Below are 21481 nucleotides of genomic sequence, written 5' to 3'. Positions count from 1 at the left end.
TCTGTGTCGGGGCAAGGTCAACGATCACCCCACATGAAAGCCCGAGGTCAGTTGTAGACGTTGAATTCTGCGATTGACCACCAGCTACGCGCAACATTGTCGGTATTGACGACCTTGATGTAGCGAGCTGTCTGCGTCGGGAAGGAGACCAGGTGGACTCGTTGGCCGTCTGCTACGGAAGAAACCTTGGTCCAGTCGGTTCCCTCCGTGGATACGTATACGTCTGCGGTCCGCGCATAGTCGCTGACACTGCCGCCGACGTCCAGCACAATCTTGTTGAACGTCTGCGTCTGCCCCATGTCCACTTGGACCCAGAGGCCGTCGTACTGCCCCGTTCCGGAGCTGTACCGAGTACCAGAATCGCCATCGAGCATGCTTCCGGGCGCATCCCACTGATTTGCGTCCGAAGCCGTTGCGGTCCAGCCCGTCCGCGGCAGCGCAGGACCTAGATCGATGACGTCGAACGAAGATCCACCTGCATCCACTCCACTGGTTCCCTTCACAGAAACCGTAACCTTCCCCGACGGAAGCCCCTTGGGAACGTAAGCGCTGATGCTCGTGTCCGACCAGCTACCTATTTCGGCATAGCTTGATCCGAAATACACCGTGCCCAATCCCTGCGCGTCACCGAAACCAGAACCGCGAATCGTGAACTCGGCGCGCGGTATGCCTCGATTCGGCGTCAAACCGCTGAAGACCGACGTCGGGAAGCTCGACAACTTCTTGGTTGTGAACATCGCCGAGGTCCCGCTCGGCAGCGTATAAGTATACGAGCCGTCGGTGGATATCTTGAAACTCTTACTTCCAGCGGTCCCGTTGAATACTACGGTAACCTGCGTCCCTTCCTTGCTGGTCCAGGTCTTCACCTGGAGGCCCTTTGATACCGCTGCCGGAGCTGTGATCGAACCGGTTCCACGCGAAGACCCGTACACGTTGATGTCACCGATGGCCCACCAGAAACCGGATGTCGCGGCACTGACGATGCGAATGTACCGGGCCGTCCGTGTCGGCAATGTGACGGCTGTCTTTCCTATGCCTCCGCTGCCGTTTGCAATCGCGCTGCCCCAATCGGCACCATCGTTCGACACATATATCTGATACTTAGTGACGTAGTCGAACGAATTGTTTACGCCCGTGTCGAGGACGATCTTATTGAAGCTCGTAGGGCTTCCCAGATCGATCTGGAACCAGTCGCCACTCGTCGTCCCATGCCCGAGACTCCACAGTGTATTGATGTCACCGTCTATCGCGTTCGCGGCCACACCCCAATCCGCCTGCGCCGAAGCCGTGGCGGTCCACTTGCTACGGCTCAGCGCCCTTCCTGTCGCCTCTACAGAAGCTCCGATCGGCAGGGAATACGTGACCAGCTTGTTTCCGTTACGGATTGCATTTTGATAGGGCAGTAGTGCCGGATCGTACGTGACAGTAACCGGACCGGACGTCGACTTGAACGTAAAGTCGTGTGTCGGATCCGAGACCTTGGTCGCTGCAGGGGTACGGCCGCTCTGCTCAGGTCCGGAGTACGTGAAGGTGACGGCGTCGCCGGCGTTCAGGGTGTAGTCGAAAGAGTGCGTCCCGTCGGCAACGCTGAAGGTTTTCGCTGCGCTTCCCGAGTTGTACGCGATCAGGACCTTCGATCCGTCCGGGTTCTGGAACGCAACGTTCTCTATGCTTCCTTCCCCGAAGGTGTTCGAGTAGATCCGACGCGCTCCAGGTTTGACGAACCTGCTGGCGTGAGCGAGGGCGTAGTAGTCCACATTGTAGGAAACCCTTCCGTCGGCCGGATCGATCGTGAGCAAGCCCCGAAGCATGGGTATACCGTCGGTGTCGCTGTTGAGCGGACCCATATCGGGGTCGAGTGCGATGTTCCACAGCATCACCCCGTTCGCCCAATTGCGCGTGCCCTTGATGATCCACGTACCGAGTGCTTCGCTGAACGCTGTCTGCTTGCTGTCCTGCCAAATGCCTCCGGTGGCTTCCGTGATGTAGGTTTCTTTATTCGGGTAGTCGTTGTGGACCAGAGTCTGGTAGTTCGGGTTGCCGCTGTAGATGTGCCATCCGGTTCCCGCGGTGTACTTGGCGGCAGCGGGGTCGCTGAAAATGGTCTCGGGGTACGAGGGCACATCCCAGTTGTGGTCCCACGCCAGAATCTTCGTAGAAATTCCGTTGGCCTCGAACGCCTTGCCGATCTCCTGGATCAACTCGGACTCCTGGTAAGCGGACAGGAACATGCCGGGCCAGGTGGGAGTTCCCATGGGCTCATTTTGCGGCGAAATGTAGGCGATGGGCACGCCGGCTTCGCCGTAGGCTTGGATGAACTTTACGAAGTAGTTGGCCAGCGCTGACGTGTACTCGCTCTTGAGAGTGCCTCCTATCATGGAGTCGGAGGTCTTCATCCAGCCTGGCGGGCTCCACGGGTTGGCCATGATTTTGATGGACGGATTGAGCGAGAGGGCCTGCCGCAATGCCGGAATGATGTACGGCGCATCATGCTGGATGGAGAAGTTGGACAGCGTCGGATCCGTTTGTCCCGCCGGCATGTCATTGTAGGAGTAGTTCCCGGACGCGTTGAAATCCGTGGCGCCCATCGGAGAGCGGAGCAGGCTGAGGCCGATGCCCTTCGAGGGATCAAACAGCTTGTTCATCAGCTTGGTCCGCTCAGCAGTGGACAGCTTGTCGATGAGCCAGGCGGAGGAATCGGTCATAGCCGCCCCGAAGCCTTGGACCTTTTGGTACTTGACGCTGTCGTCGATCTTGATCGTCAGCGGGTTGGCTGTTCTCTTCGCCTGGAACAGCACATCGCTTTGGCCAGCAACCCATTTGTCGGCCGACACGTCCGTCAGCCAGACACGCACGAAATTGCCACGTGCGGCCTGCTTCAGCTGCGGGGCGGCAACGGCGTTCCCGGAAACCTGGGTCCAGGCGGCGGCGACACCGACAGCGGTGGCCAGGAACTGGCGTCGTCCGAGACCGTACGAGCTCATGGAAGATCCTCCTTCGGACCTGCTTGTTCAGTACTTTCGGAAGAGGGCGGGGCAGAATGCCGAGGTGGGGGACCAACGGTTGGGGTCGGCTCTACGGCGACGTCTTCGCCGGCTCTGCGGTGCCGGTGCTCGGCTCCTTGATCACGAGCGGGTGCAGCTCCCACGCGTCGACCGCGAAGCCGAGACGCGTACCAGGTGCGCTGCGGGCCTCAAGTCGCCACGGGCCCTCCCCTGTGGGGTAGAAGCGCAGGGTGAGAACCTGGCCGGTGGTGGTCAGGAAGATTTCGGCGATGGAGTGGTCGACGACCACGCGCAGGTCGACGGGCCGGTCTGCCCGGCAGGGCATCCGGTAGGAGCCGCCGCGGGCCCGGGGGTCCCGTGAGGCGTGGTCGCGGTCGACGACCAGTTCGCCCGTGTCGGTATCGAGGCGGATGTCGAGGTACTCGGAGCCGTCCGGGGTGGTGAGCAGCCGCAGACCGGCGTTGCCGGTCGGCTCCATGCGGGCCGTCAGGTCGAAGGCGTGGCCCACGCTGCCGAGGTCCACAGGCTGCGGGCCGTACATCGCTCCTGTGGCGTGGATGGTGTGTTCGCCGCGCAGGGCGAGCAGTTCGGTGGCGGGCTGCTGGCGCAGGGTGCCGTCGTCGTCGACATGGATCTCGCGGGGCAGGGTGAGGACGCCGGCCCATCCGTCCGCGACGGCCCAGTCTTCGTCGCGGGCTTCCCATGACCAGCCCCACAGCAGCCACCGGTCGCCCGGTGCGCGCAGCAGGGCGGGTGCGTAGCAGTCGGGGCCGTGGTCGGCGGGTAGCGGTGGGCCGGCCCTGAAGTGGCCGTCGTACTCTTCGCCGATCAGGGCTGCGACGCTCATCGGGCCGGTGGGTTCGGTCCATGCGCTGAGGATGAGGGCGCCGCGTCCGTCGGCCGCCGGGAGGTACTGGGGGCATTCCCAGCCCTCGCCGGTGTCCAGGTCGGTCCCGCTGATCGGCTCCTTCTCGCGGGCCGCGAAGGGCCCCCGGTAGGTCCAGTTCTCCAGGTCGGGTGAGTCGTACAGGAGGGCGGCGGCGCGGCCGTCCGCGAGGGCGGCGCCGACCAGCATCCGCCAGCCGTCGCCGTCCCGCCAGACGTACGGGTCGCGGTACATGGTGCAGCCGTCGGGCCACTCGGGGATGAGCAGTTCGCCCCGCGGGCTGAAGCTGTTGCCGCCGTCGTGGGAAACGGCGCAGGTGACGGGCTGGTGCTGGAACGAGCGGTCCTCGCGGTGCGCGGAGTAGAAGGCGACGAGCCGGTCGCCATCGGAGACGGCGTTGCCGGAGAAGCAGCCGTTGGCGTCCACACCACCGGGGGTCGGGGACAGGGCGATCGGCAGCGGCTCCCAGGTCAGCAGGTCGGGGCTGCGGAAGTGGCCCCAGTGCACGTTCGCGTGGGTCGCTCCGTACGGGTTGTACTGGTAGCACGCGTGGTAGTGGCCGTCGTGGAAGACCAGCCCGTTGGGGTCGTTGATCCAGTTGCGGGGCGGGCGCAGGTGCGCCACGGGGCGGTGCGGATCGCGGGGTGTGGTGGACACACGCGTGCCTTTCGGTGTTTCAGTGTGGACCCGCCCCGCCGGCCTTCGGGTTAGCGGGGCGGCGGGCCGACGGGGCGGGGGTCTTCAAGCCCGCATGCGGGCTACAGGTCCGGACACGGCCTTCAGGTCCGGATGCGGAATTCCGCGCTCAGCTGCTGCTCCCGCCGTGAGCTGGGGCCGACACGGAGTGCGAACTCGCCTGGTTCGACCACTCGGCGGTTGTCAGCTGTGACGAGAGAGCACTGGGAGGCAGGGATGCTGATGCGGACGTGCAGGCTTTCGCCGGGAGGTATTTCAACCTGGGTGAAAGCCTTCAGCTCCTGCTCGGCCCAGGTGACGCTGGTGGTCAGGTCGCTGATGTACGCCTGGATCGTTTCCAGGGCCGGGCGGCTGCCGCTGTTGGTGAGCCGCACCGTGGCGTCGACGGTGCCGTCGGCGGGGACCTCCGGGTCGTGCACGACCAGGTCGGAGTAGGTGACCGTGGTGTAGGTGAGGCCCTCGCCGAACGCGAACAGGGGGGCCTGGGTGAGATCCGCGTAGCGTTCCCCGTGCTGGCCTCGCACCTGGTTGTAGAAGACCGGTTGCTGTCCGACGTGGCGTGCGAAGGAGACCGGGAGCCGGCCGCTGGGTTCGATGAGTCCGAGAAGGAGTTCGGCGGCGGCGCGGCCACCGCGCATGCCCGGGTTGAACGCCTCGATGAGGGCTGCCGCGTTCAGGGCGGAGTCCGGGAGGGTGCTCGGCTTGGACTGGGCGAGTACGACGATCATCGGTGTGCCGGTGGCGGCGACCGCGTCCAGGAGCGCGATCTGGCCGCCTTGGAGGTCGAGCGTCGCCGTGGAACGCACCTCGCCGGTGAGGGCGATGGTGTCCCCCACGACCACGACGGCGTAGTCGGCGGCCTCCGCGGCGGCGGTGGCTTCCCGAAGCTGTGCCTGGTCGACCGGGGCGGGGGTGAAAACAGCCGGCTGCGGTTGGCCGTCGGGCCCGAGGGACCACTCGGAGTTGGATGCGGGGCTTTCGATGTCGGCTCCGCGGGCGTACGTGATGGTCCAGTCGGCCGGTGCGACGGCGCGAAGGCCGTCGAGCACCGTCTCCACCGACTCGCGTGGATGTCCTCCGGGCATCCACGGGACCTGGCCGGTGGCGCCCGCCCAGTCGCCGAGCATGGCTTCCGTGCTGTCGGCGTTGGGGCCGATGACCGCGATCGTTCGCGGCCTGTCCCGGCTCACGGCGCGCCCCGTTCCGTCCGAGGTCAGCCCGCCCTCGAGGGGCAGGATCCCCTCGTTGCGCAGCAACACCAGGGAGCGGCGGGCGGTCTCCAGGTTGAGGTCGGCGTGGGCACGGCAGCCGATCACCCGCGCCTGCCGCTCGGGGTCGGGGGCGCGGGGGTCCTCGAACAGCCCGAGCTCGAACTTCAGCCGCAGAACCCGCCGTACCGCGTCATCGATCTGCTTCTCTTCCATCAGGCCGCGGGCGACCGCCTCCTGGGCGCCCTCGAAGAACTGCGGCGTGGCCATGATGAGGTCGTTCCCGGAGTTGACGGCTACCGCCGCCGCCTCGGCGTAGTCGGCGCAGATCCGCTGGTCGTAGACCATCCGGCCGACGTTGTCCCAGTCGGTCACCAGCGTGCCGGTGAAACCCCACTCACCCTTGAGCACATCGTTGATCAGCCACTGATTCGCGGTGATGGGCACACCGTCGATCGACTGATATCCGAGCATGAAGCCGCGGCAGCCGGCCCGTACCGCCTGCTCGAAGGGGGGCAGGAACCATGAGCGCAGCTTGCGTGGGCTGAGCTCGGCTTCGCTCGCGTCGCGCCCGCCCAGGGTTTCGGAGTAGCCAGCGAAGTGCTTGGCGTATGCCAGCACGGCTGTCGGGTCGCTGAGGCCCTCGCCCTGGTAGCCGCGTACCATCGCCGCCCCGAGTTCACCGATCAGGAACGGGTCCTCGCCGAACGTCTCGTTGATCCGGCCCCAGCGCAGGTCCCGGGTGATGCACAGCACCGGAGAGAATGTCCCGTGGATACCGGTCGCCGCGATCTCGGTCGCGGCCACGCGGGCCACCCGGTGGAGCAAGGCGGGATCCCAGGTACAGGCCATGGCCAGCTGGGTCGGGAAGATGGTCGCGCCCGGCCAGAACGAGTGGCCGTGGATGCCGTCGTCGGCTGTCAGCAGCGGTATGCCGAGCCGTGTCTGCCGGGCCAGTTCCATGGCCTGCGGCATGAGGCCGGGAGACACGTGCAGGACCGATCCGGCCAGCTTGGCCGACACGATGTCCGCCAGGTCCCCGTGTTGCGCGTCGAGCATCAGCAGCTGCCCGACCTTCTCCGGCAGGGTCATCCGGGAGAGCAAGTCGTCGGTTCTCGCTTCCACGGACGCTTCCGGATCCAGGTACGCGGCAGAGTGGACCGGCTGTCCCACGGTGTTCTCCAAGAGATGAGTCGTCACAGATCAGAGAGTTGATGGGCGACGGTGAGTGCTTCGTCGCGCGAACCTTGCCGCCCGTCGCGGCGGGGCTCGCGTGCCGTCCGTCCGCCGCCCTGGGCGGGACCGGTACGGCATGGGACGGTGGGGCGGGAACCGGGGTGTCACTTCAGGCCGGTGGTGGCGATACCGGCCACGAACTGGCGCTGGAAGATGAGGAACACGATCATCACCGGCAGCAGGACGACCATGGCGCCGGCGAGCAGGATGCCGAAGCGCGTGAAGGACTGTCCGCTGCTGGCCAGGGCGAGGCCGACGGGGAGGGTGTACTGGCTCTCGTTCTGGGCCACGACCAGGGGCCACAGGAAGTTGTTCCAGGAGCCGAGGAAGGTGATGATCCCGAGCGTGGCGAGGGCCGGCTTCGTCAGCGGCAGGATGATCCTCCCGAAGATGACCAGTTCGCGGCAGCCGTCGACGCGGGCAGCGTCGATGAGTTCGTCGGGCAGGGTGGAGATGAACTGTCGCATCAGGAACACCCCGAAGGGGGTGGCCAGAAACGGCAGGATCAGCCCGAGCAGGGAGCCGGTCAGCTGCATGTTGGACACCAGCACGTACAGCGGTACGAAGGTGACCAGGCCGGGGATCATGAGCGTCCCCATGACCAGCAGGAAAACGGCGCGCTGTCCGCAGAACTCCAGCTTGGCCAGGGCGTATCCGAGCATCGAGCAGAAGATCAGGTTCCCGGCGGTGACGGCGACGGCCACGATCACGGAGTTGGCGAACATGCTCGTGAAGTCGAGCGTGCTGAACAGCTCACCGTAGTTGGCGGTCGTTGGCGCCGTGGGTATCAGGACGGGCGGGACTCTGCGGATGTCGGCCTCGGGCTTGAACGACCCGGACAGCATCCACAGGAACGGCGCGATCATCAGCAGCAGGGCGCCGGCGAGCGGTAGGTACAGCCAGGGCCGGCCCCAGTTCTGCCGGATGCGGCGGCGCCTCAGAGCGCGGGCCGTGCCCGGTTGTGGGGTTCGGAGAGTGGAGAGGGTGCTCATGAGGCATCAGTCCTTGTCTCGCAGCACGCGGAACTGGAGCACGGTCAGCGCAACGATGAGGACGAAGATGACGTAGCCGGCGGCCGAGGCCATCTCGTAGTTGCCGTTGCCGAACTGTTTGTAGGCGTACAACGTGGCCGACAGGGTGGAGTCCAGCGGTCCGCCGTCGGTCATGACGAACGGCTCGTCGAAGAACTGCAGATAGCCGATGCCGGTGGTCACGGCGGTCAGCAGCAGGGCGGGGCGCAGGAGTGGGAAGGTGACGCTCCAGAACCGCTGCCAGGGCCCGGCGCCGTCGAGTTCGGCCGCTTCTATCAGGGACTGGGGTACGGACTGCAGCCCGGCCAGCATGATGATCATGACGGTGCCGAGGTTGCGCCACACCGCCATCACGATCATGACGGGCAGGGCGAAGCGGGTGTCCGCCAGCCAGGACGGGCCGTCGATCCCGAACCAGCCCAGGACGAGGTTCACCAGTCCCGCGCGAGGTTCGAGGAGCGTCTTCCACACCACGGCGACAGCCACGATGCTGGTGATCACCGGCAGGTAGAAGCCGACCCGGAAGACGGCCCGGAAGCGGCGGATACCCCGGTCGAGGGCAACCGCCGCCGCGAGCCCGGCGGCCAGGGTCAGGGGCAGGGCCACCAGGACGAACACGGCCGTGTTGCGCAGGGCCGTGAAAAACTGCGGGTCCTCAAAGAGGCGTACGTAGTTGTCGAAGCCGACGAACGACACGTTCAGCGGTGTGCGCAGGTCCGCGCTCTTGGTGTCGGTCAGGCCCATCAGCAGCGACCACACCACCGGCAGCAGCATGAAGGCCGCGAACAGCGCGAGGAACGGGGCGGCGAGCATCCAGGCGGCCCGGGCCTGCCTGCCGCGCGCCGTGCCCCGGACCGCGAAGCGCCGGTGACCGGGGTTCTGTTCCGGCCGTGCGGTGCCCTGCTCGTGGGTGTCGCCCCGCTCGGGGAGCGTTTTCGTGGACATGGATGTCATCCGTCCGTACGAGGGATACTCACGCGGCGGCGCTCAGCGGCCCGTGCCGATGCTGGTGGCCTTGGACTGCAGCGTCTTCTGCACCTCGGCGACGGTGGCCTTGCCGAGGGTCAGCTTCTCCAGTTCGGAGTCGATGGTGTCGGCGATCTGCTGCCAGGTCGTGATGGCGGGCGGCGCTTTACTGACCTCGAGCTGCTCGGCGAACGCCTTCAAGTTCTCGTCCTCGGTCAGCTTCCCCTCCGTCCACGCCTGGGGCGAAGGAGGCAGGCTGCCGGTGGCCTTGGAATAGGTCGCCAGATTGGCGGGCTCGGTCAGGAACTGGGCGAACTTCCATGCCGCGTCGGGGTTCTTGGCCTCCTTGAACACCGCCAGGTCGGTGCCGCCGGCGAACCCTGCGGGCTGCTTGGTGTACGGCATCGGCATGGTCTTCCACTTGCCGTCCAGCTGCGGGGAGTCCTTGTGGAAGGTGCCGCCGGCCCACGCGCCTTCCTGGTAGACGGCGGTCAGCCCGTCCTGGAAGGCCTGCACGTTGTCCGCCCTGTCGGTCGGCGCGAGGCCCTGCTTCGGAACGCTTGCGTAGTTCTCCAGCGCCTTGGCGACCTCGGGCGTGTCGAAGGTGAACTTTCCGGTCTTGGCGTCGTAGATGTCACTGCCCTGCTGCCAGACCATCGGCAGCCAGAAGATCCAGGAGTTGAAGCCCATCACCAGCCCGCTGGCGTGGCGCAGCTTGGGGTTCTCCTTGCCGGCGGTGGCCTGGATGGCCTTGAGGTCCTTCAGGTATCCGTCCCAGTCGCCGGCCAGGGCGCCCTTGATGCCGGCCTTCGCCGTGAGATCGGTCCGGTAGTAGACCGCTTGGGTGTCGGCGATGAACGGGACGCCGTAGGAGGTGTTCTTGTACTTGGTGGTGTCCCACTGGCCGGGGTAGAAGTCCGAGGACTTGATCGACGTCGGGGTGGCCTGGAAGCCGTTCAAGGCGGCCATCTCGGCCATCCAAGTGCTGCCCACCATGGACATGTCCGGTGTGTTGCCGCCGGCTATCGCGGTGGTCAGCTTGTCGTGGGCGCCGTCCCACGGGACCGCGGTGATCTTGACGTCTGCGTCCGGGTTTTCCTGCTTGAACTTCTTGGCCAGCTCCTTCAGGTCTTCGTCGGGGTCACCCAGGGACCACATGACCACCGTCCCCTTGGCCTTGCCCGCGCCGATCTCGGCGGGGGCATCGTTGCCGGGGCCGGAATCCTCGCTCCGGCCGCAGCCGGTGGCCACGAGGGCAGCCGTGAGGGTGACGCACAAGGTCTGGACGGTTCTGACAGCGTGACGGGTAGTGATACGCATGATGCGGCTCCTTGCCGTTGAGCGATACAGGCGCAGGTGGGGCGAAGGGTGGGAGCGGGCGGGCGCCCGGATGGGTCAGCACACGAGTGGAGAACGTCTGCGGTGACAGCGGCGTCGGCGGTCAGCCGCAGGTCCCGGTTGAAGCGTCCGACGCGGAGTGGGTAGCGGCCGGGCGGGGTGTGCCAGGCGCCCCTTCGGTGTCCCGGATCGGGAACGCGCGGGCGGAAAGTGCATGTGGGCGGTGCCGCGTGAACGCAGGCGCAGCCGCCCGGGTGAGCAAGGCGAAGCCGAAGAGGTTCGCCGAGGTTTCAAGGAGACGGGGGGCGGTGCGTCACCGGCAACGCACCGCCCGACCGCGAGGCGCCATCACTTGCGCACCGCGATGACGTCGCGTCAGTTCGAGCTCGGCTCTAACGTCGAGCCGCGGATCACGAGGCTGGTGGGAATGATGCGCGAGGGGGCGGCCTCGGGCGATCTGCGCACGTGGTCGAGCAGCAGACGCGCCGCTGCCTCACCCATTTCCCGCATCGGTTGGCGGACGGTGGTCAGGGCCGGATAGGTGTACGACGCCAGCTCGACGTCATCGAACCCCACCACGGCGACATCCCGCGGAATCTTGAGGCCGGCCTCGTGCAAGGCCGCGAGCACGCCGGCCGCCGAGGGGTCGTTGTGCCCGAAGACCGCGTCGAACTCCACGCCGTCCGCGAGAGCTTGCGCGACCGCGCTCCGGCTGCTGTCGAACAGGAAGTCGCCGCAGATGATGCTGCGTTGGTCGAGTTCGATCCCGGCCTGCGCATAGACGTCGACGAAGCCGCCCAGCCGTTCCTGAGTGCAGCCGTACTCGTCGGGACCGGTCACCACCAGAGGGCGACGGCGGCCGAGGTCCAGCAGGTGGCGCGCCGCCTGCTCACCGCCCTCCCGGTTGGTGGTGGCCACGTAGGGGAATCCCGGCCGCTGGAAGCGGTCGTCGATCAGCACCACCGGCAGCCCCGATTCGTGCAGTTCCGTGATGTATCCCAGGGCCCCCTCGGGCTCGAGCACCAGCAGACCGTCGAACGACTTGGCAGCGACCTGCAGGCCCAGCCTGCGCAGTGACTCCTCGCCGCGGTTCCAGGTCAGCATGCGCAGTCCGAAGCCCTCGCTCTCCAGCGTGTCGACGACCGCCTGCACGATGCCGGACCAGACCCAGGCCAGATCAGGGACCAGCATGCCGATCATCTGTGTCGTGCCGCGTGCGAGCCCCACTGCCCCGGCGCTCGGCACATAGCCGAGTTCCGAGATCGCCTTGCGGACCTTCAAGACGGTGTTCTCGTGGATCTCGCCCTTGCCGTTCAGCACCCGCGAGACCGTCGTCTTGCTGACCCCGGCCCGCGTGGCCACGTCGGCGATAGTGACTCCCATGTCACCTCCCCTCCCTTCCCGCAGAGGCGGAAGACGTCCTCCGCACCGAAGGGCCGATCGTACAGAGACCCATTGGAACCGGTACCGGAAGCAGTCCCGGAACCGGTTTCGGTACCGGTTCCGGAAGTGAAGCACCGAGAGACCTGACCGGTCAACACCCCGGAAACAATTCGTCCACTGGCCGTTCTCGGTCTCGACGATGCGGCGGAAGCCTGCCGGTTTGCCACCCAGGTCGCCGCCCTGACCTGCTCGTTCACCGGCCCCAACCCCCACGGCCCGAACCGGTTGGCGCAGTTCGCGACCAGCGGTGATGCCTGACGGCCTGTCGATCCGTACCGAAACAATCACGCCCGCACCGTTGACGGCACTGGCCGGATTGCGCTTCATTGTCGGGGCACCGATGTCATCGCTGACATAAGTCAACGATGACACCTCTGGTCGGCGCCGTGGACGTCGGCGCCGACAGGGCGTCACTTTTCGGTCCGTCCGTGCCGGGGCCGCAGTCACCGCTGCGCGGACGGCCGCAGGCAAGGAGACACCATGAGCTCTGCACGCGTATCCCGGCATGCCCGCATGCGGTTGATGGCGGCGGTGGCGACGGTCTGCGCCCTGTCCGCCGCGCCACTGGCCCCCCAGGCCGTCGCGGCCGACACCCCGTCGTACACCGAGACCTACAGACCCCAGTTCCACTTCACTCCGGAGAAGAACTGGATGAACGACCCCAACGGCCTCGTCTACTACAAGGGCGAGTACCACCTCTTCTACCAGTACAACCCGAACGGCTACTCCTGGGGCGACATGTCCTGGGGGCACGCGGTGAGCCGGGACCTCGTGCACTGGGAGGAGTTGCCGCTCGCCCTGTCGCACGACGACGAGGAGATGGTGTTCTCCGGCAGCGCGGTCGTCGACTGGAACAACACCACCGGGTTCGGCACGAAGAAGAACCCGCCCATGGTGGCGATCTACACCAGCGCCTACAAGAACGGCGGCAAGCAGGCCCAGTCTCTCGCCTACAGCACCGACCGTGGCCGCACCTGGACCAAGTACCAGGGCAATCCCGTCATCGACATCGGCTCCGACAACTTCCGCGACCCCAAGGTCCAGTGGCACGCACCCACCAAGAGCTGGCTGATGACCGTGTCGCTGTCCGCCGAGCACAAGGTGCGGTTCTACTCGTCCAAGAACCTCAAGGACTGGGACCTGCTCAGCGATTTCGGACCGGCCGGCGCGACGGGCGGCGTGTGGGAATGCCCCGACCTGTTCCCCCTGGCCGTCGACGGCGACAAGAACAACATCAAGTGGGTCCTGGTCGTCAACATCAACCCCGGTGGTATCGCGGGCGGTTCGGCCGCCCAGTACTTCATCGGCGACTTCGACGGCAAGAAGTTCACCGCAGACGACAAGGGCAGCTACACCCCGCCCACCGGCACGGTGGTGCAGGACTTCGAGGGCACCGGCTTCGGTGAGTGGACGACGACCGGAACCGCGTTCGGCCAGGGACCGGCAGCCGGGGCGGTGGACGGGCAGGGGACCGTCACCGGCTTCGACGGCAAGGGCCTCGCCAACAGCTTCCACGGCGGTGACGGGACCACCGGCACCCTCAGCTCACCCGAATTCACCGTCGACAGCCCCTACTTGAACTTCAAGATCGGTGGCGGGCGGCATCCGCACGAGACCGGAACCGTCATGAACAGGACTCCGCCCGAAGGCACGGTCCTCGCCGACTTCGAAGGCGGAACGTACGGCGACTGGACGGCGACCGGGGATGCCTTCGGCACCGAACCAGCCACCGGCACCCTCCCCGGCCAGCAGGGTGTCTCCGGCTTCCTGGGAGACGGGCTGGCCAACACCTTCCTGAACGGCGACGCCAGTACCGGCACCCTCACCTCGCCCGAGTTCACCATCGACAAGAAGTACGTCAACTTCCTCATCGGCGGCGGCAATCATCCGGCCGGCTCCGACAACCCGACCGCCGTCGAGCTCCTCGTGGACGGCCAAGTCGTCCGCAGCGCCACCGGAAAGGACGCCGAAGCGCTCAACTGGGCCTCCTGGGACGTCGGCGACCTCGCCGGCAAGAAAGCGCAGATCAGGATCGTCGACAACAACACCGGCGGCTGGGGCCACCTCAACGTCGACCACATCGTGCTGTCCGACACCCAGGCCCAGCGCGTCTCCCAGGAGACGTCCGTCAACCTGCTCGTCGACGGCGAGGTCGTCCGCAGCGCGACCGGCGCCGACAGCGAGACCCTGGACTGGGCGTCCTTCGACCTGCGTCCGTACGCCGGCAAGAAGGCGCAGATCCAGGTCGTCGACATGAACACCGCCGGCTGGGGCCACGTCATGGCCGACCAGTTCACCGAGGCTGACAAGCCCGCCAAGTCCGTCGTACAGCGCGCCGACTGGGCCGACTACGGCAAGGACTACTACGCGGCGGTGTCCTGGGAGAACGCACCGGGCGGCAAGCGCTACATGATCGGCTGGATGAACAACTGGGACTACGGCCAGTCCATCCCCACCTCCCCCTGGCGCGGCGCGCAGAGCGTTCCGAGGGAAATGGCCCTGCACACCGTCGACGGCCAAGTCCGGCTGACCAGCAAGCCGGTGGGCAGCCTGGAATCCCTCCGCCAGAAGCGCCCGGCGACCGCGACCGGTGTCACGGTCAAGAACACCTCGAAGCCCCTGATCGGCCCCACGGCCAAGGGCAAGGCGCTCGACATCGAGGCCACCTTCTCCCTCAAGGACGCCGACCGGTTCGGCCTGAAGGTGCGCACCGGCGCGGGCGGCCAGGAGACCGTCATCGGCTACGACACCACGACCCAGGAGCTGTACGTCGACCGCACCCGCTCCGGCGCCGTCGACTTCAACAGCACCTTCCCCGGCGTTCAGACCGCACCCCTGAAGGCCAAGAACGGCAAGGTCAAGCTGCGGATCCTGGTCGACTGGTCGTCCGTCGAGGTCTTCGGCGGCAACGGCGAAGCGGTGATCACCAACCAGATCTTCCCCGACCCCTCCAGCACCGGCGTCGAGGTCTTCGCCGAAGGCGGCACCGCCACCCTCGACCACATGCAGGCGTGGCAGCTGAAGTCCATCTGGCGGTGACGAGCCGCAGGTCCGCGCGCCGGTCGGCCAGGAGCGGCTGCCGGCGCGCGGCTCTCGGCGCGCGGCTGACACTGGTGTGACTCGATGGGAGAGTGCCCTTGGAGAACTGCTCAGAAGTGGGTGGCGATCCCGAAGGTCTGCCGGAGCTGGGCCATGTCGCGACGGTCGTGATCAGCAGGTTCATAGCCCTGGTGAAAGTAGACCTGCTGCTCGGGCGACAGGCACGGGACGGTCGCCCCGAGGATCGTGCCAGTGACGAAGCACGAACCGGGATAGGTGAACGGGTGCTCGGGGTCGTGTGACGCCTGCACGGCGGATCCGTCCTCGGCAAAGATCAGAGGGTGAAGATCGATCTCCCGGTCGTGAGGGTCGGTGACGACGAACCGCACGGGGCGCCAGTCGAGGGTCTCGACGAACCCGGCGTCCGCGAGAGCCGCCACGACGGCCGCTTCCTGGTCCTTGCGGTGCATCAGGTCCAGGTCACGGTGCTGGCGGGTTTGCTCGCCGACCAGGGCGTCGATGCCCCAGCCACCGCCGATCCAGATGTCGACGTCCGCGTTCCGCAGCACGGCGAGGATGGACAACACATCGTCGGCCGTCATCACCTCACGCACGCTAGCGGTGATCACGTGGGCGTGCGAGTGGATCGTCCCGGATGCGGGGCCAGCGGATCGAGGAACGTCAGGACGGAGGCGTCCTCCTCGATCAGCGGAGTGAGGGCGGCGTTGAACGGACCGCCGTACGGGGCGTCCAGGTGTGCCTCGAAGGCGTCCTCGTCCCGGTAGACCTCGAAGATCCAGTAGGCGCGCGGGGCGGCCGCCTTGGTGTAGACGTCGAAGGCCAGGTTGCCTTCCTCTGCGCGCACCTTCAGGGCGTAGTCCCGGATCAGGCGGGCGACCTCGTCCTCCGCTCCCTCTCGGGCGGTGAACTCGGCGAGCAGGGTTTTCGTCATGGTTTCGTGTCCTTGTCAGTGGGTGGAGTCGAGGTGCTGGGCGACGGTCTTTTCCGTCGCGAACCTTGCCAACTGGCTCTCCCATGGCGGGTTGGGGCCGGCGACCGAGCAGGTCAGGGCCGCGACCTGCGTAGCGAACAGGCAGGCGGCCTCGACATCGCCGATACGCAGGTCGGTCAGCCTGCCGCCGAGGAGTCCGCGGGTGCCGAGGTGGTGCAGCAGTCCGGCGGTGAAAGAGTCCCCCGCACCGACTGTGTCGACGACCTGCGTCGCCACCGCGGGCACCTGCACCCGTTCCCCGTCGAGCGAGGCCAGGGCGCCCTCGGCACCACGCGTGATCACGACGAGCCGTGCCCCCGCGGCATGCCAGGTGTCGCACGCCTGCTCGGGCGGCGTTCCGGGCAGGAGGAGATCCAGGTCGTCCTCGCTCAGCCGCAGCACATCCGCGAGGCCGCACCAGTGCGCCAGCCGGGCGCGGTAGACCTCGGGACGCACCAGGAGCGGGCGGACGTTGGGGTCGATGCTGATGGTGGCCCGGGGTGCGGCCGCTGCCAGGAAGTCCTCCACCGCCGCCGCCCCGGGTTCCTTGACCAGGGCCAGTGCCCCGGTGTGTACGCAGACGGTCTCGGCCAGATCCACCCCGGCCAGTTCCGCGCTCGTCCATTGCCGGTCGGCGGTGGCCTGCGCATGGAAGGAGAACGCGGCCTGCCCCTGGGCGTCCAGCTCCGCCACGGCCGGCGTGCTGGGCTCGGCAGCGGCCACGGAGTACGACAGGTCCACGCCGGATGCCTCCAGGTGGGCCCGGAAGAGGCGGCCGAACACGTCGCCGGACAGCCGTGCGAGGAAGCGGGCCGGGGTGCCCAGCCGCATAGCGTCCCGCCGGGTGGTGTAGCCGCGGCCAAGTACGTGGAATGCGCAGGTCATCGCCGCATCCACGCGGTTCGGGACCGCCGGTGGCACCGGCAGCAGGCCGGCCGCACGCGACCCGGGGAGTCGTGCCCCGTGGAGCGGCCGACGCGCAACTGACCGGAATGCGGCGAGCAAGGTCGCTTGCACCACGAGGCGGGACACGACCCCCACCCGGGCCAGGGCCACCGCCGTGCTGGCGGATCCGCCGCCCGGCAGCACACGCAGGGCGAGTTCGTGCCGGGTACCCGCGGGTTCGGTGAACACGTCGGCGGCGCACTCTCCCAGGACGGTGACCTGAGGCGGGGTCATGGGCTGCTCTTCTCTTGGAACGCGCTGGCGAGACGGGCACGTCGCGGGCAGTCGCACAGCGGCTTCGGGCGGGCGACGGCCACGGGCGTTGCCGATTTGTGACGGGTACAAGGCATTGACGTTGCCTGGAGCCGGAGTCCATCATCCTGGCCAAGAAGTGTCAACGATGACATAAGTCAACGATGACATCTCGGGACGGCATGCCCCGATGCCGGCCGCTCGCCCGCAATCCCGCAGGAGTCGTTCATGTCACGCATCTCTCGTCTGCCCTCCTCCTTGATCAGAGCCGCCGCGTGCACGGGTGTCGCAGCCCTCGCCCTGACCGCCTGTGGATCCGGATCCGGATCGGGCACCGCGAGCACCGGCTCGGGCAGCGTCAAGGTCGGTCTGATCACCAAGACCGACACCAACCCGTTCTTCGTGAAGATGAAGGAAGGCGCGGAGAAGGCCGCCAAGGAGAACGGCGTCGAACTGTCCACCGCGGCGGGCAAGTTCGACGGGGACAACGCCGGTCAGGTCACCGCCATCGAGAACATGGTCGCCGCCGGGGTGAAGGGCATCCTGATCACGCCGAGCGACTCCAAGGCGATCGTGCCGGCGCTCGAGAAGGCCAAGGCCAAGGGTGTTCTGGTCATCGCCCTGGACACCCCGACCGACCCGGAGAGCGCGGTCGACGCCCTCTTCGCCACCGACAACCTCAAGGCCGGTGAGCTGATCGGCGAATACGCCAAGGCCGCCATGAAGGGCAAGTCGGCCAAGATAGCCACCCTCGACCTCGCGCCGGGCGTCTCCGTCGGCATCCAGCGGCACAACGGCTTCCTGAAGGGCTTCGGCGCCACCGACAAGGACGTCCTCTGTGCCCAGGACACCGGCGGCGACCAGGCCAAGGGCCAGACCGCGATGGAGAACTGCCTGCAGAAGTCGCCCGACATCAACGTCGTCTACACCATCAACGAACCGGCCGCGCTGGGCGCGTACACCGCGCTGAAGGCCAAGGGCCGGGAGAAGGACGTCCTGATCGTCTCCGTCGACGGCGGCTGCACCGGCACCCAGGCCGTCAAGGCCGGCAAGATCGCCGCGACCTCGCAGCAGTACCCGCTGAAGATGGCCGCCGAGGGCGTCAAGGCCGTCGCGACGTTCGCCAAGGGCGGCAAGAAGGCGTCGGGTTACACCGACACCGGCGTCACCCTGATCACCGACAAGGCGCAGGACGGGGTCACGTCCAAGGACACCGCCTACGGCCTGGAGAACTGCTGGGGCTGAGGCCGCCCCCGAGGACCGTACGAGACTGCCACTCCCCTCAGCGGGGCGGCCGCCCCAGCACCTCCCCGACCAGCGGGACGGCCGCCCCCCTTGTCCTGGCGACAAGGATTTCTGTCTTCCGACAAGGACTTCGCATGACAGCCACGTCCACGCCCCCGAGCACGTCCTCGCCGTATTCGGAACTCAAGGCACCGACCACGGCCCGCAGACTGCTCACGCAACCGACCACCGGCCCGCTGGTCGCCCTCCTCCTGGCCTGTGTCTTCTTCTCCGTCTCGACCGACCAGTTCCTCACCGGCGGGAACTTCTCGCTGATCGTGCAGCAGGTCATGGTCGTGGGCACTCTGGCCATCGGCCAGACGCTGATCATCCTCACCGCGGGCATCGACCTGTCGTGCGGTGCCGTGATGGCGTTCGGCAGCATCGTGATCGCCAAAATGGCGGCCGAGGGCTCCCTGCCGCCGCTGGCCGCCATCGCGCTGGGCCTGGTCGTCTGCGGCGGCTTCGGTCTGCTCAACGGGGCGCTGGTGCAGAAGATCCCACTGCCGCCGTTCATCGTCACCCTCGGCATGCTCAACGTGGCGTTCGCGCTGACCCACATCTACTCCGAGGAGCAGACGGTCAGCAGCCTGCCCGGCCCGCTGACGGCCCTCGGGCAGACCTTCCCGCTCGGCAAGACCGACATCACCTACGGTTCGCTGGTCACCATCGCCCTGTTCCTGGCCTTCGCCTACGCACTGAGCAACACCAGCTGGGGCCGGCACGTCTACGCCCTGGGCAACAGCCCGGAAGCGGCACGGCTGAACGGCATCCGAACCTCCCGACTGACCATCGGCGTCTACACCGTGGCCGGCATCCTCTACGGCATCGCCGCCCTGCTGCTCATCTCCCGCACCGGAGTCGGCGACCCCCAGGCCGGGCAGACCGACAACCTCGACAGCATCACCGCCGTGGTGCTCGGCGGCACGAGCCTCTTCGGCGGACGAGGCTCGGTCCTGGGCACGTTCATCGGCGTCCTCATCGTCGGTGTCTTCCGCAACGGCCTGCAGTTGATGGGCGTGGCCTCCATCTACCAGACCCTGATCACCGGCGTCCTGGTGATCCTCGCGGTGACCGTCGACCAGCTCTCCCGGAAGAAGGCCCGATGACCACGATCACTTCGACCCCCGTCCTTCAGGCCCGCGGTCTGGTCAAGCGCTACGGCCACGTCACCGCCATCGACGGCGCCGACTTCGACCTGCTGCCCGGCGAGGTCCTCGCCGTCATCGGCGACAACGGAGCCGGCAAGACCAGCCTCATCAAGGCCCTCACCGGCGCGGTGGTGCCGGACGAGGGCGAGATACGCCTCAACGGCAAGCCGATTCAGTTCTCCGGGCCGCAGAGCGCACGCGCCCACGGCATCGAGACGGTCTATCAGGACCTCGCGGTGGCCGCCTCCATGGACATCGCCTCCAACATGTTCCTCGGCCGCGAACTGCGCCGCCCCGGCGTTCTCGGCAGCGCCTTCCGCATGCTCGACAAGAAGCGCATGCGCCAGGAGGCCGCCGAGCACATGGCCGACCTGAAGATCGGCCTGCGCTCGCTGACCCAGTCGGTCGAGACCCTCTCCGGCGGACAGCGCCAGGCCGTCGCGGTCGCCCGCGCGGTCGCCTGGGCCCGCTCCGTTGTCGTCATGGACGAACCCACCGCCGCCCTCGGCGTCAAGGAGTCCGGACAGGTCCTCGACCTCATCCGCCGCGTCCGCGACAAGGGCATGCCGGTCGTCCTGATCAGCCACAACATGCCTCACGTCTTCGAGATCGCCGACCGCGTCCACGTCCACCGGCTGGGCCGGCGCGCTGCCGTGATCAAGCCCTCGGACTACTCCATGGCCGAGGTCGTCGCCATCATGACCGGCGCGCTCAGCATCGACGAGGCCGGAGATACTGTCGTAGCGGACTCGGAGGCCGCGAAGGCCGCCGGAGTACAGGCCACCTGACAGCACAACCAGCACTCGCACGTTCCGGCCGAGGCCGCGGCCGGAACCCGAGAGCACCCAGGAGACGGTTTCCTCCATGGCAGCGAACCGCCGCCCCACCCTGGCCGACGTCGCCCGAGAAGTAGGGGTCAGCGCCAAGACGGTCTCCCGCGTCCTCAACGAGGACGGACCCGCCTCCGCGCAGACGCGGGAACAGGTACTCGCCGCAGTGGCCAAGCTCGGCTTCCAGCCGAACCTCATGGCACGCAACATCCGCGTCGGCGGTCCGGACACCACCATCGGACTGGTCATCCCGGACCTCGCCAACCCCTTCTTCGGAGCCGTGGCCCGCGGCATCGAGGACACGGTCCGAGACCGCGGACTGACCCTGCTCATGGGCTCCTCGGCGGACGACCCCGACCGCGAACGCGCCCTGACGGCCAAGTTCCTCGCCCGGCGCGTCAGCATCCTGATCGTCGTGCCGTCCGTCGGCGCCGACCACTCCGACCTCAAGTCGCACCGTACGGCGGGCCTGCCCGTCGTCTTCCTCGACCGACCCGGAGTCGGCCTGTCCACGGACAGCATCGTCAGCTCCAACAGTGCGGGGGCCCAAGAGGGCGTCGCCCACCTGATCGCCCACGGCCACCGCCGCATCGGCTTCGTCGGCGACCTGCCCGTCAAGCTGTACACCCGCCGCGAACGCCTCGCCGGATACCGCGCGGCCCTGAAAGAAGCCGACATCCCCTACGACCGCTCGCTCGTCGCCAACGCACACGACCAGCAGGGCGCCGAGGCCGCGACCTCCCAACTCCTCGAACTGGCCGATCCCCCCACGGCCCTGTTCGCCGGAAACAACATCATGGCCCTCGGTATCGTCGCCGAACTCGCCCGCAGCAAGCGCAAGGACGTAGCCGTCGTCGCCTTCGACGACGTCCCCCTCGCCGAGGCACTGGAACCGGCCCTCACCGTCGTCGCCCAGGACCCCGAAGAACTCGGCCGCAGCGCCGCGTCCACCGCCCTGTCCCGCCTCGACGGCGACCACTCCCGGGCTCGCACCATCACCGTTCCCACCCGGCTGATCGTCCGAGGCTCGGGGGAGCAACCCGCGCCCAAGCCGTAGGCGGCGTGTGATCGAGCCGAGCGGCACAGGCTTCCTCCCGCCTTGGGAGAGGGAGGCATCTGCGAGGGCACATCAGGGCACATCCAGGGCACATGAGCCTGGGAAACGCCGTGACCCGTGAGA

At 67.3% G+C, this 21481-nt stretch carries 15 protein-coding genes and 1 pseudogene; 6 read left to right on the top strand and 10 right to left on the bottom strand.

The window, feature by feature from the left end:
- Window positions 1-47 precede the first annotated feature (47 nt).
- From QQY66_RS28595 to QQY66_RS28565, 7 genes are all read right to left on the bottom strand, one after another.
- Window positions 48-2984 (bottom strand): discoidin domain-containing protein, encoded by a 2937-nt coding sequence (locus QQY66_RS28595; protein ID WP_301983137.1) that lies wholly within the window; start codon window positions 2982-2984, stop codon window positions 48-50.
- A gap of 91 nt (window positions 2985-3075) precedes the next feature.
- Complete coding sequence (locus QQY66_RS28590) at window positions 3076-4548, bottom strand: glycoside hydrolase family 32 protein (RefSeq protein ID WP_301983136.1); 1473 nt, start codon at window positions 4546-4548, stop codon at window positions 3076-3078.
- Window positions 4549-4670: 122 nt separating this feature from the next.
- Complete coding sequence (locus QQY66_RS28585; protein ID WP_301987529.1) at window positions 4671-6887, bottom strand: glycoside hydrolase family 3 N-terminal domain-containing protein; 2217 nt, start codon at window positions 6885-6887, stop codon at window positions 4671-4673.
- A gap of 248 nt (window positions 6888-7135) precedes the next feature.
- The gene (locus QQY66_RS28580; RefSeq protein WP_301983135.1) at window positions 7136-8023 is read right to left on the bottom strand and encodes a carbohydrate ABC transporter permease; all 888 of its coding nucleotides are present in this window, start codon (window positions 8021-8023) and stop codon (window positions 7136-7138) included.
- A gap of 6 nt (window positions 8024-8029) precedes the next feature.
- Entirely contained in the window at window positions 8030-9007 is a 978-nt protein-coding gene (locus tag QQY66_RS28575) for a carbohydrate ABC transporter permease (RefSeq protein ID WP_301983134.1), read from the bottom strand.
- Window positions 9008-9049: 42 nt separating this feature from the next.
- Window positions 9050-10348: an extracellular solute-binding protein gene (locus QQY66_RS28570; RefSeq protein ID WP_301983133.1), complete on the bottom strand. Its 1299-nt coding sequence runs from the start codon at window positions 10346-10348 to the stop codon at window positions 9050-9052.
- A gap of 393 nt (window positions 10349-10741) precedes the next feature.
- Window positions 10742-11773, bottom strand: coding sequence for a LacI family DNA-binding transcriptional regulator (locus QQY66_RS28565; RefSeq protein ID WP_301987528.1), 1032 nt, complete (start codon window positions 11771-11773; stop codon window positions 10742-10744).
- A gap of 162 nt (window positions 11774-11935) precedes the next feature.
- Between QQY66_RS28565 and QQY66_RS28560 the strand changes: the two are divergent.
- Both QQY66_RS28560 and QQY66_RS28555 read left to right on the top strand, forming a co-directional pair.
- A pseudogene (locus QQY66_RS28560) lies at window positions 11936-12067 on the top strand (carbohydrate kinase); the annotation flags it as partial.
- A 222-nt stretch (window positions 12068-12289) separates the two neighbouring features.
- A complete protein-coding gene (locus tag QQY66_RS28555; protein ID WP_301983132.1) occupies window positions 12290-14848 on the top strand; it encodes a GH32 C-terminal domain-containing protein in 2559 nt (852 codons plus the stop codon).
- Window positions 14849-14958: 110 nt separating this feature from the next.
- On the opposite strand, the gene QQY66_RS28550 is transcribed toward QQY66_RS28555, so the two are convergent.
- From QQY66_RS28550 to QQY66_RS28540, 3 genes are read right to left on the bottom strand one after another with little or no spacing between them, the layout of a single operon-like run.
- Window positions 14959-15450, bottom strand: coding sequence for an amino acid transporter (locus QQY66_RS28550; RefSeq protein WP_301987527.1), 492 nt, complete (start codon window positions 15448-15450; stop codon window positions 14959-14961).
- A gap of 23 nt (window positions 15451-15473) precedes the next feature.
- The gene (locus QQY66_RS28545) at window positions 15474-15800 is read right to left on the bottom strand and encodes a putative quinol monooxygenase (protein ID WP_301983131.1); all 327 of its coding nucleotides are present in this window, start codon (window positions 15798-15800) and stop codon (window positions 15474-15476) included.
- 15 nt (window positions 15801-15815) lie between these two features.
- A complete protein-coding gene (locus QQY66_RS28540; protein ID WP_301983130.1) occupies window positions 15816-17018 on the bottom strand; it encodes a carbohydrate kinase in 1203 nt (400 codons plus the stop codon).
- Window positions 17019-17264: 246 nt separating this feature from the next.
- On the opposite strand from QQY66_RS28540, the gene QQY66_RS28535 reads away from it, so the two are divergent.
- The 4 genes from QQY66_RS28535 to QQY66_RS28520 all read left to right on the top strand — a co-directional run bounded on the left by QQY66_RS28535 (window position 17265) and on the right by QQY66_RS28520 (window position 21358).
- Window positions 17265-18281 (top strand): sugar ABC transporter substrate-binding protein, encoded by a 1017-nt coding sequence (locus QQY66_RS28535; protein WP_301983129.1) that lies wholly within the window; start codon window positions 17265-17267, stop codon window positions 18279-18281.
- Between the two features lie 134 nt (window positions 18282-18415).
- The gene (locus QQY66_RS28530) at window positions 18416-19429 is read left to right on the top strand and encodes an ABC transporter permease (protein ID WP_301983128.1); all 1014 of its coding nucleotides are present in this window, start codon (window positions 18416-18418) and stop codon (window positions 19427-19429) included.
- Window positions 19426-20259: an ATP-binding cassette domain-containing protein gene (locus tag QQY66_RS28525; protein ID WP_301983127.1), complete on the top strand. Its 834-nt coding sequence runs from the start codon at window positions 19426-19428 to the stop codon at window positions 20257-20259. Before QQY66_RS28530 ends, QQY66_RS28525 begins: the two co-directional genes overlap by 4 nt.
- 76 nt (window positions 20260-20335) lie before the next feature.
- Entirely contained in the window at window positions 20336-21358 is a 1023-nt protein-coding gene (locus QQY66_RS28520) for a LacI family DNA-binding transcriptional regulator (RefSeq protein WP_301983126.1), read from the top strand.
- Window positions 21359-21481 lie beyond the last annotated feature (123 nt).

Source organism: Streptomyces sp. DG2A-72 (assembly GCF_030499575.1).
In the GTDB taxonomy this organism is placed as follows: domain Bacteria; phylum Actinomycetota; class Actinomycetes; order Streptomycetales; family Streptomycetaceae; genus Streptomyces.
This window is presented reverse-complemented; position numbering and strand designations above follow the sequence as displayed.

What these genes read in the sequence shown, in the direction of transcription:
- QQY66_RS28595 (WP_301983137.1), bottom strand. Translation starts at nt 2,984, where the DNA reads ATGAGCTCGTACGGTCTCGGACGACGCCAGTTCCTGGCCACCGCTGTC.
- QQY66_RS28535 (WP_301983129.1), top strand. Translation starts at nt 17,265, where the DNA reads ATGTCACGCATCTCTCGTCTGCCCTCCTCCTTGATCAGAGCCGCCGCG.
- QQY66_RS28555 (WP_301983132.1), top strand. Translation starts at nt 12,290, where the DNA reads ATGAGCTCTGCACGCGTATCCCGGCATGCCCGCATGCGGTTGATGGCG.
- QQY66_RS28530 (WP_301983128.1), top strand. Translation starts at nt 18,416, where the DNA reads ATGACAGCCACGTCCACGCCCCCGAGCACGTCCTCGCCGTATTCGGAA.
- QQY66_RS28570 (WP_301983133.1), bottom strand. Translation starts at nt 10,348, where the DNA reads ATGCGTATCACTACCCGTCACGCTGTCAGAACCGTCCAGACCTTGTGC.
- QQY66_RS28525 (WP_301983127.1), top strand. Translation starts at nt 19,426, where the DNA reads ATGACCACGATCACTTCGACCCCCGTCCTTCAGGCCCGCGGTCTGGTC.
- QQY66_RS28585 (WP_301987529.1), bottom strand. Translation starts at nt 6,887, where the DNA reads ATGACCCTGCCGGAGAAGGTCGGGCAGCTGCTGATGCTCGACGCGCAA.
- QQY66_RS28545 (WP_301983131.1), bottom strand. Translation starts at nt 15,800, where the DNA reads ATGACGAAAACCCTGCTCGCCGAGTTCACCGCCCGAGAGGGAGCGGAG.
- QQY66_RS28575 (WP_301983134.1), bottom strand. Translation starts at nt 9,007, where the DNA reads ATGTCCACGAAAACGCTCCCCGAGCGGGGCGACACCCACGAGCAGGGC.
- QQY66_RS28550 (WP_301987527.1), bottom strand. Translation starts at nt 15,450, where the DNA reads ATGACGGCCGACGATGTGTTGTCCATCCTCGCCGTGCTGCGGAACGCG.
- QQY66_RS28540 (WP_301983130.1), bottom strand. Translation starts at nt 17,018, where the DNA reads ATGACCCCGCCTCAGGTCACCGTCCTGGGAGAGTGCGCCGCCGACGTG.
- QQY66_RS28580 (WP_301983135.1), bottom strand. Translation starts at nt 8,023, where the DNA reads ATGAGCACCCTCTCCACTCTCCGAACCCCACAACCGGGCACGGCCCGC.
- QQY66_RS28520 (WP_301983126.1), top strand. Translation starts at nt 20,336, where the DNA reads ATGGCAGCGAACCGCCGCCCCACCCTGGCCGACGTCGCCCGAGAAGTA.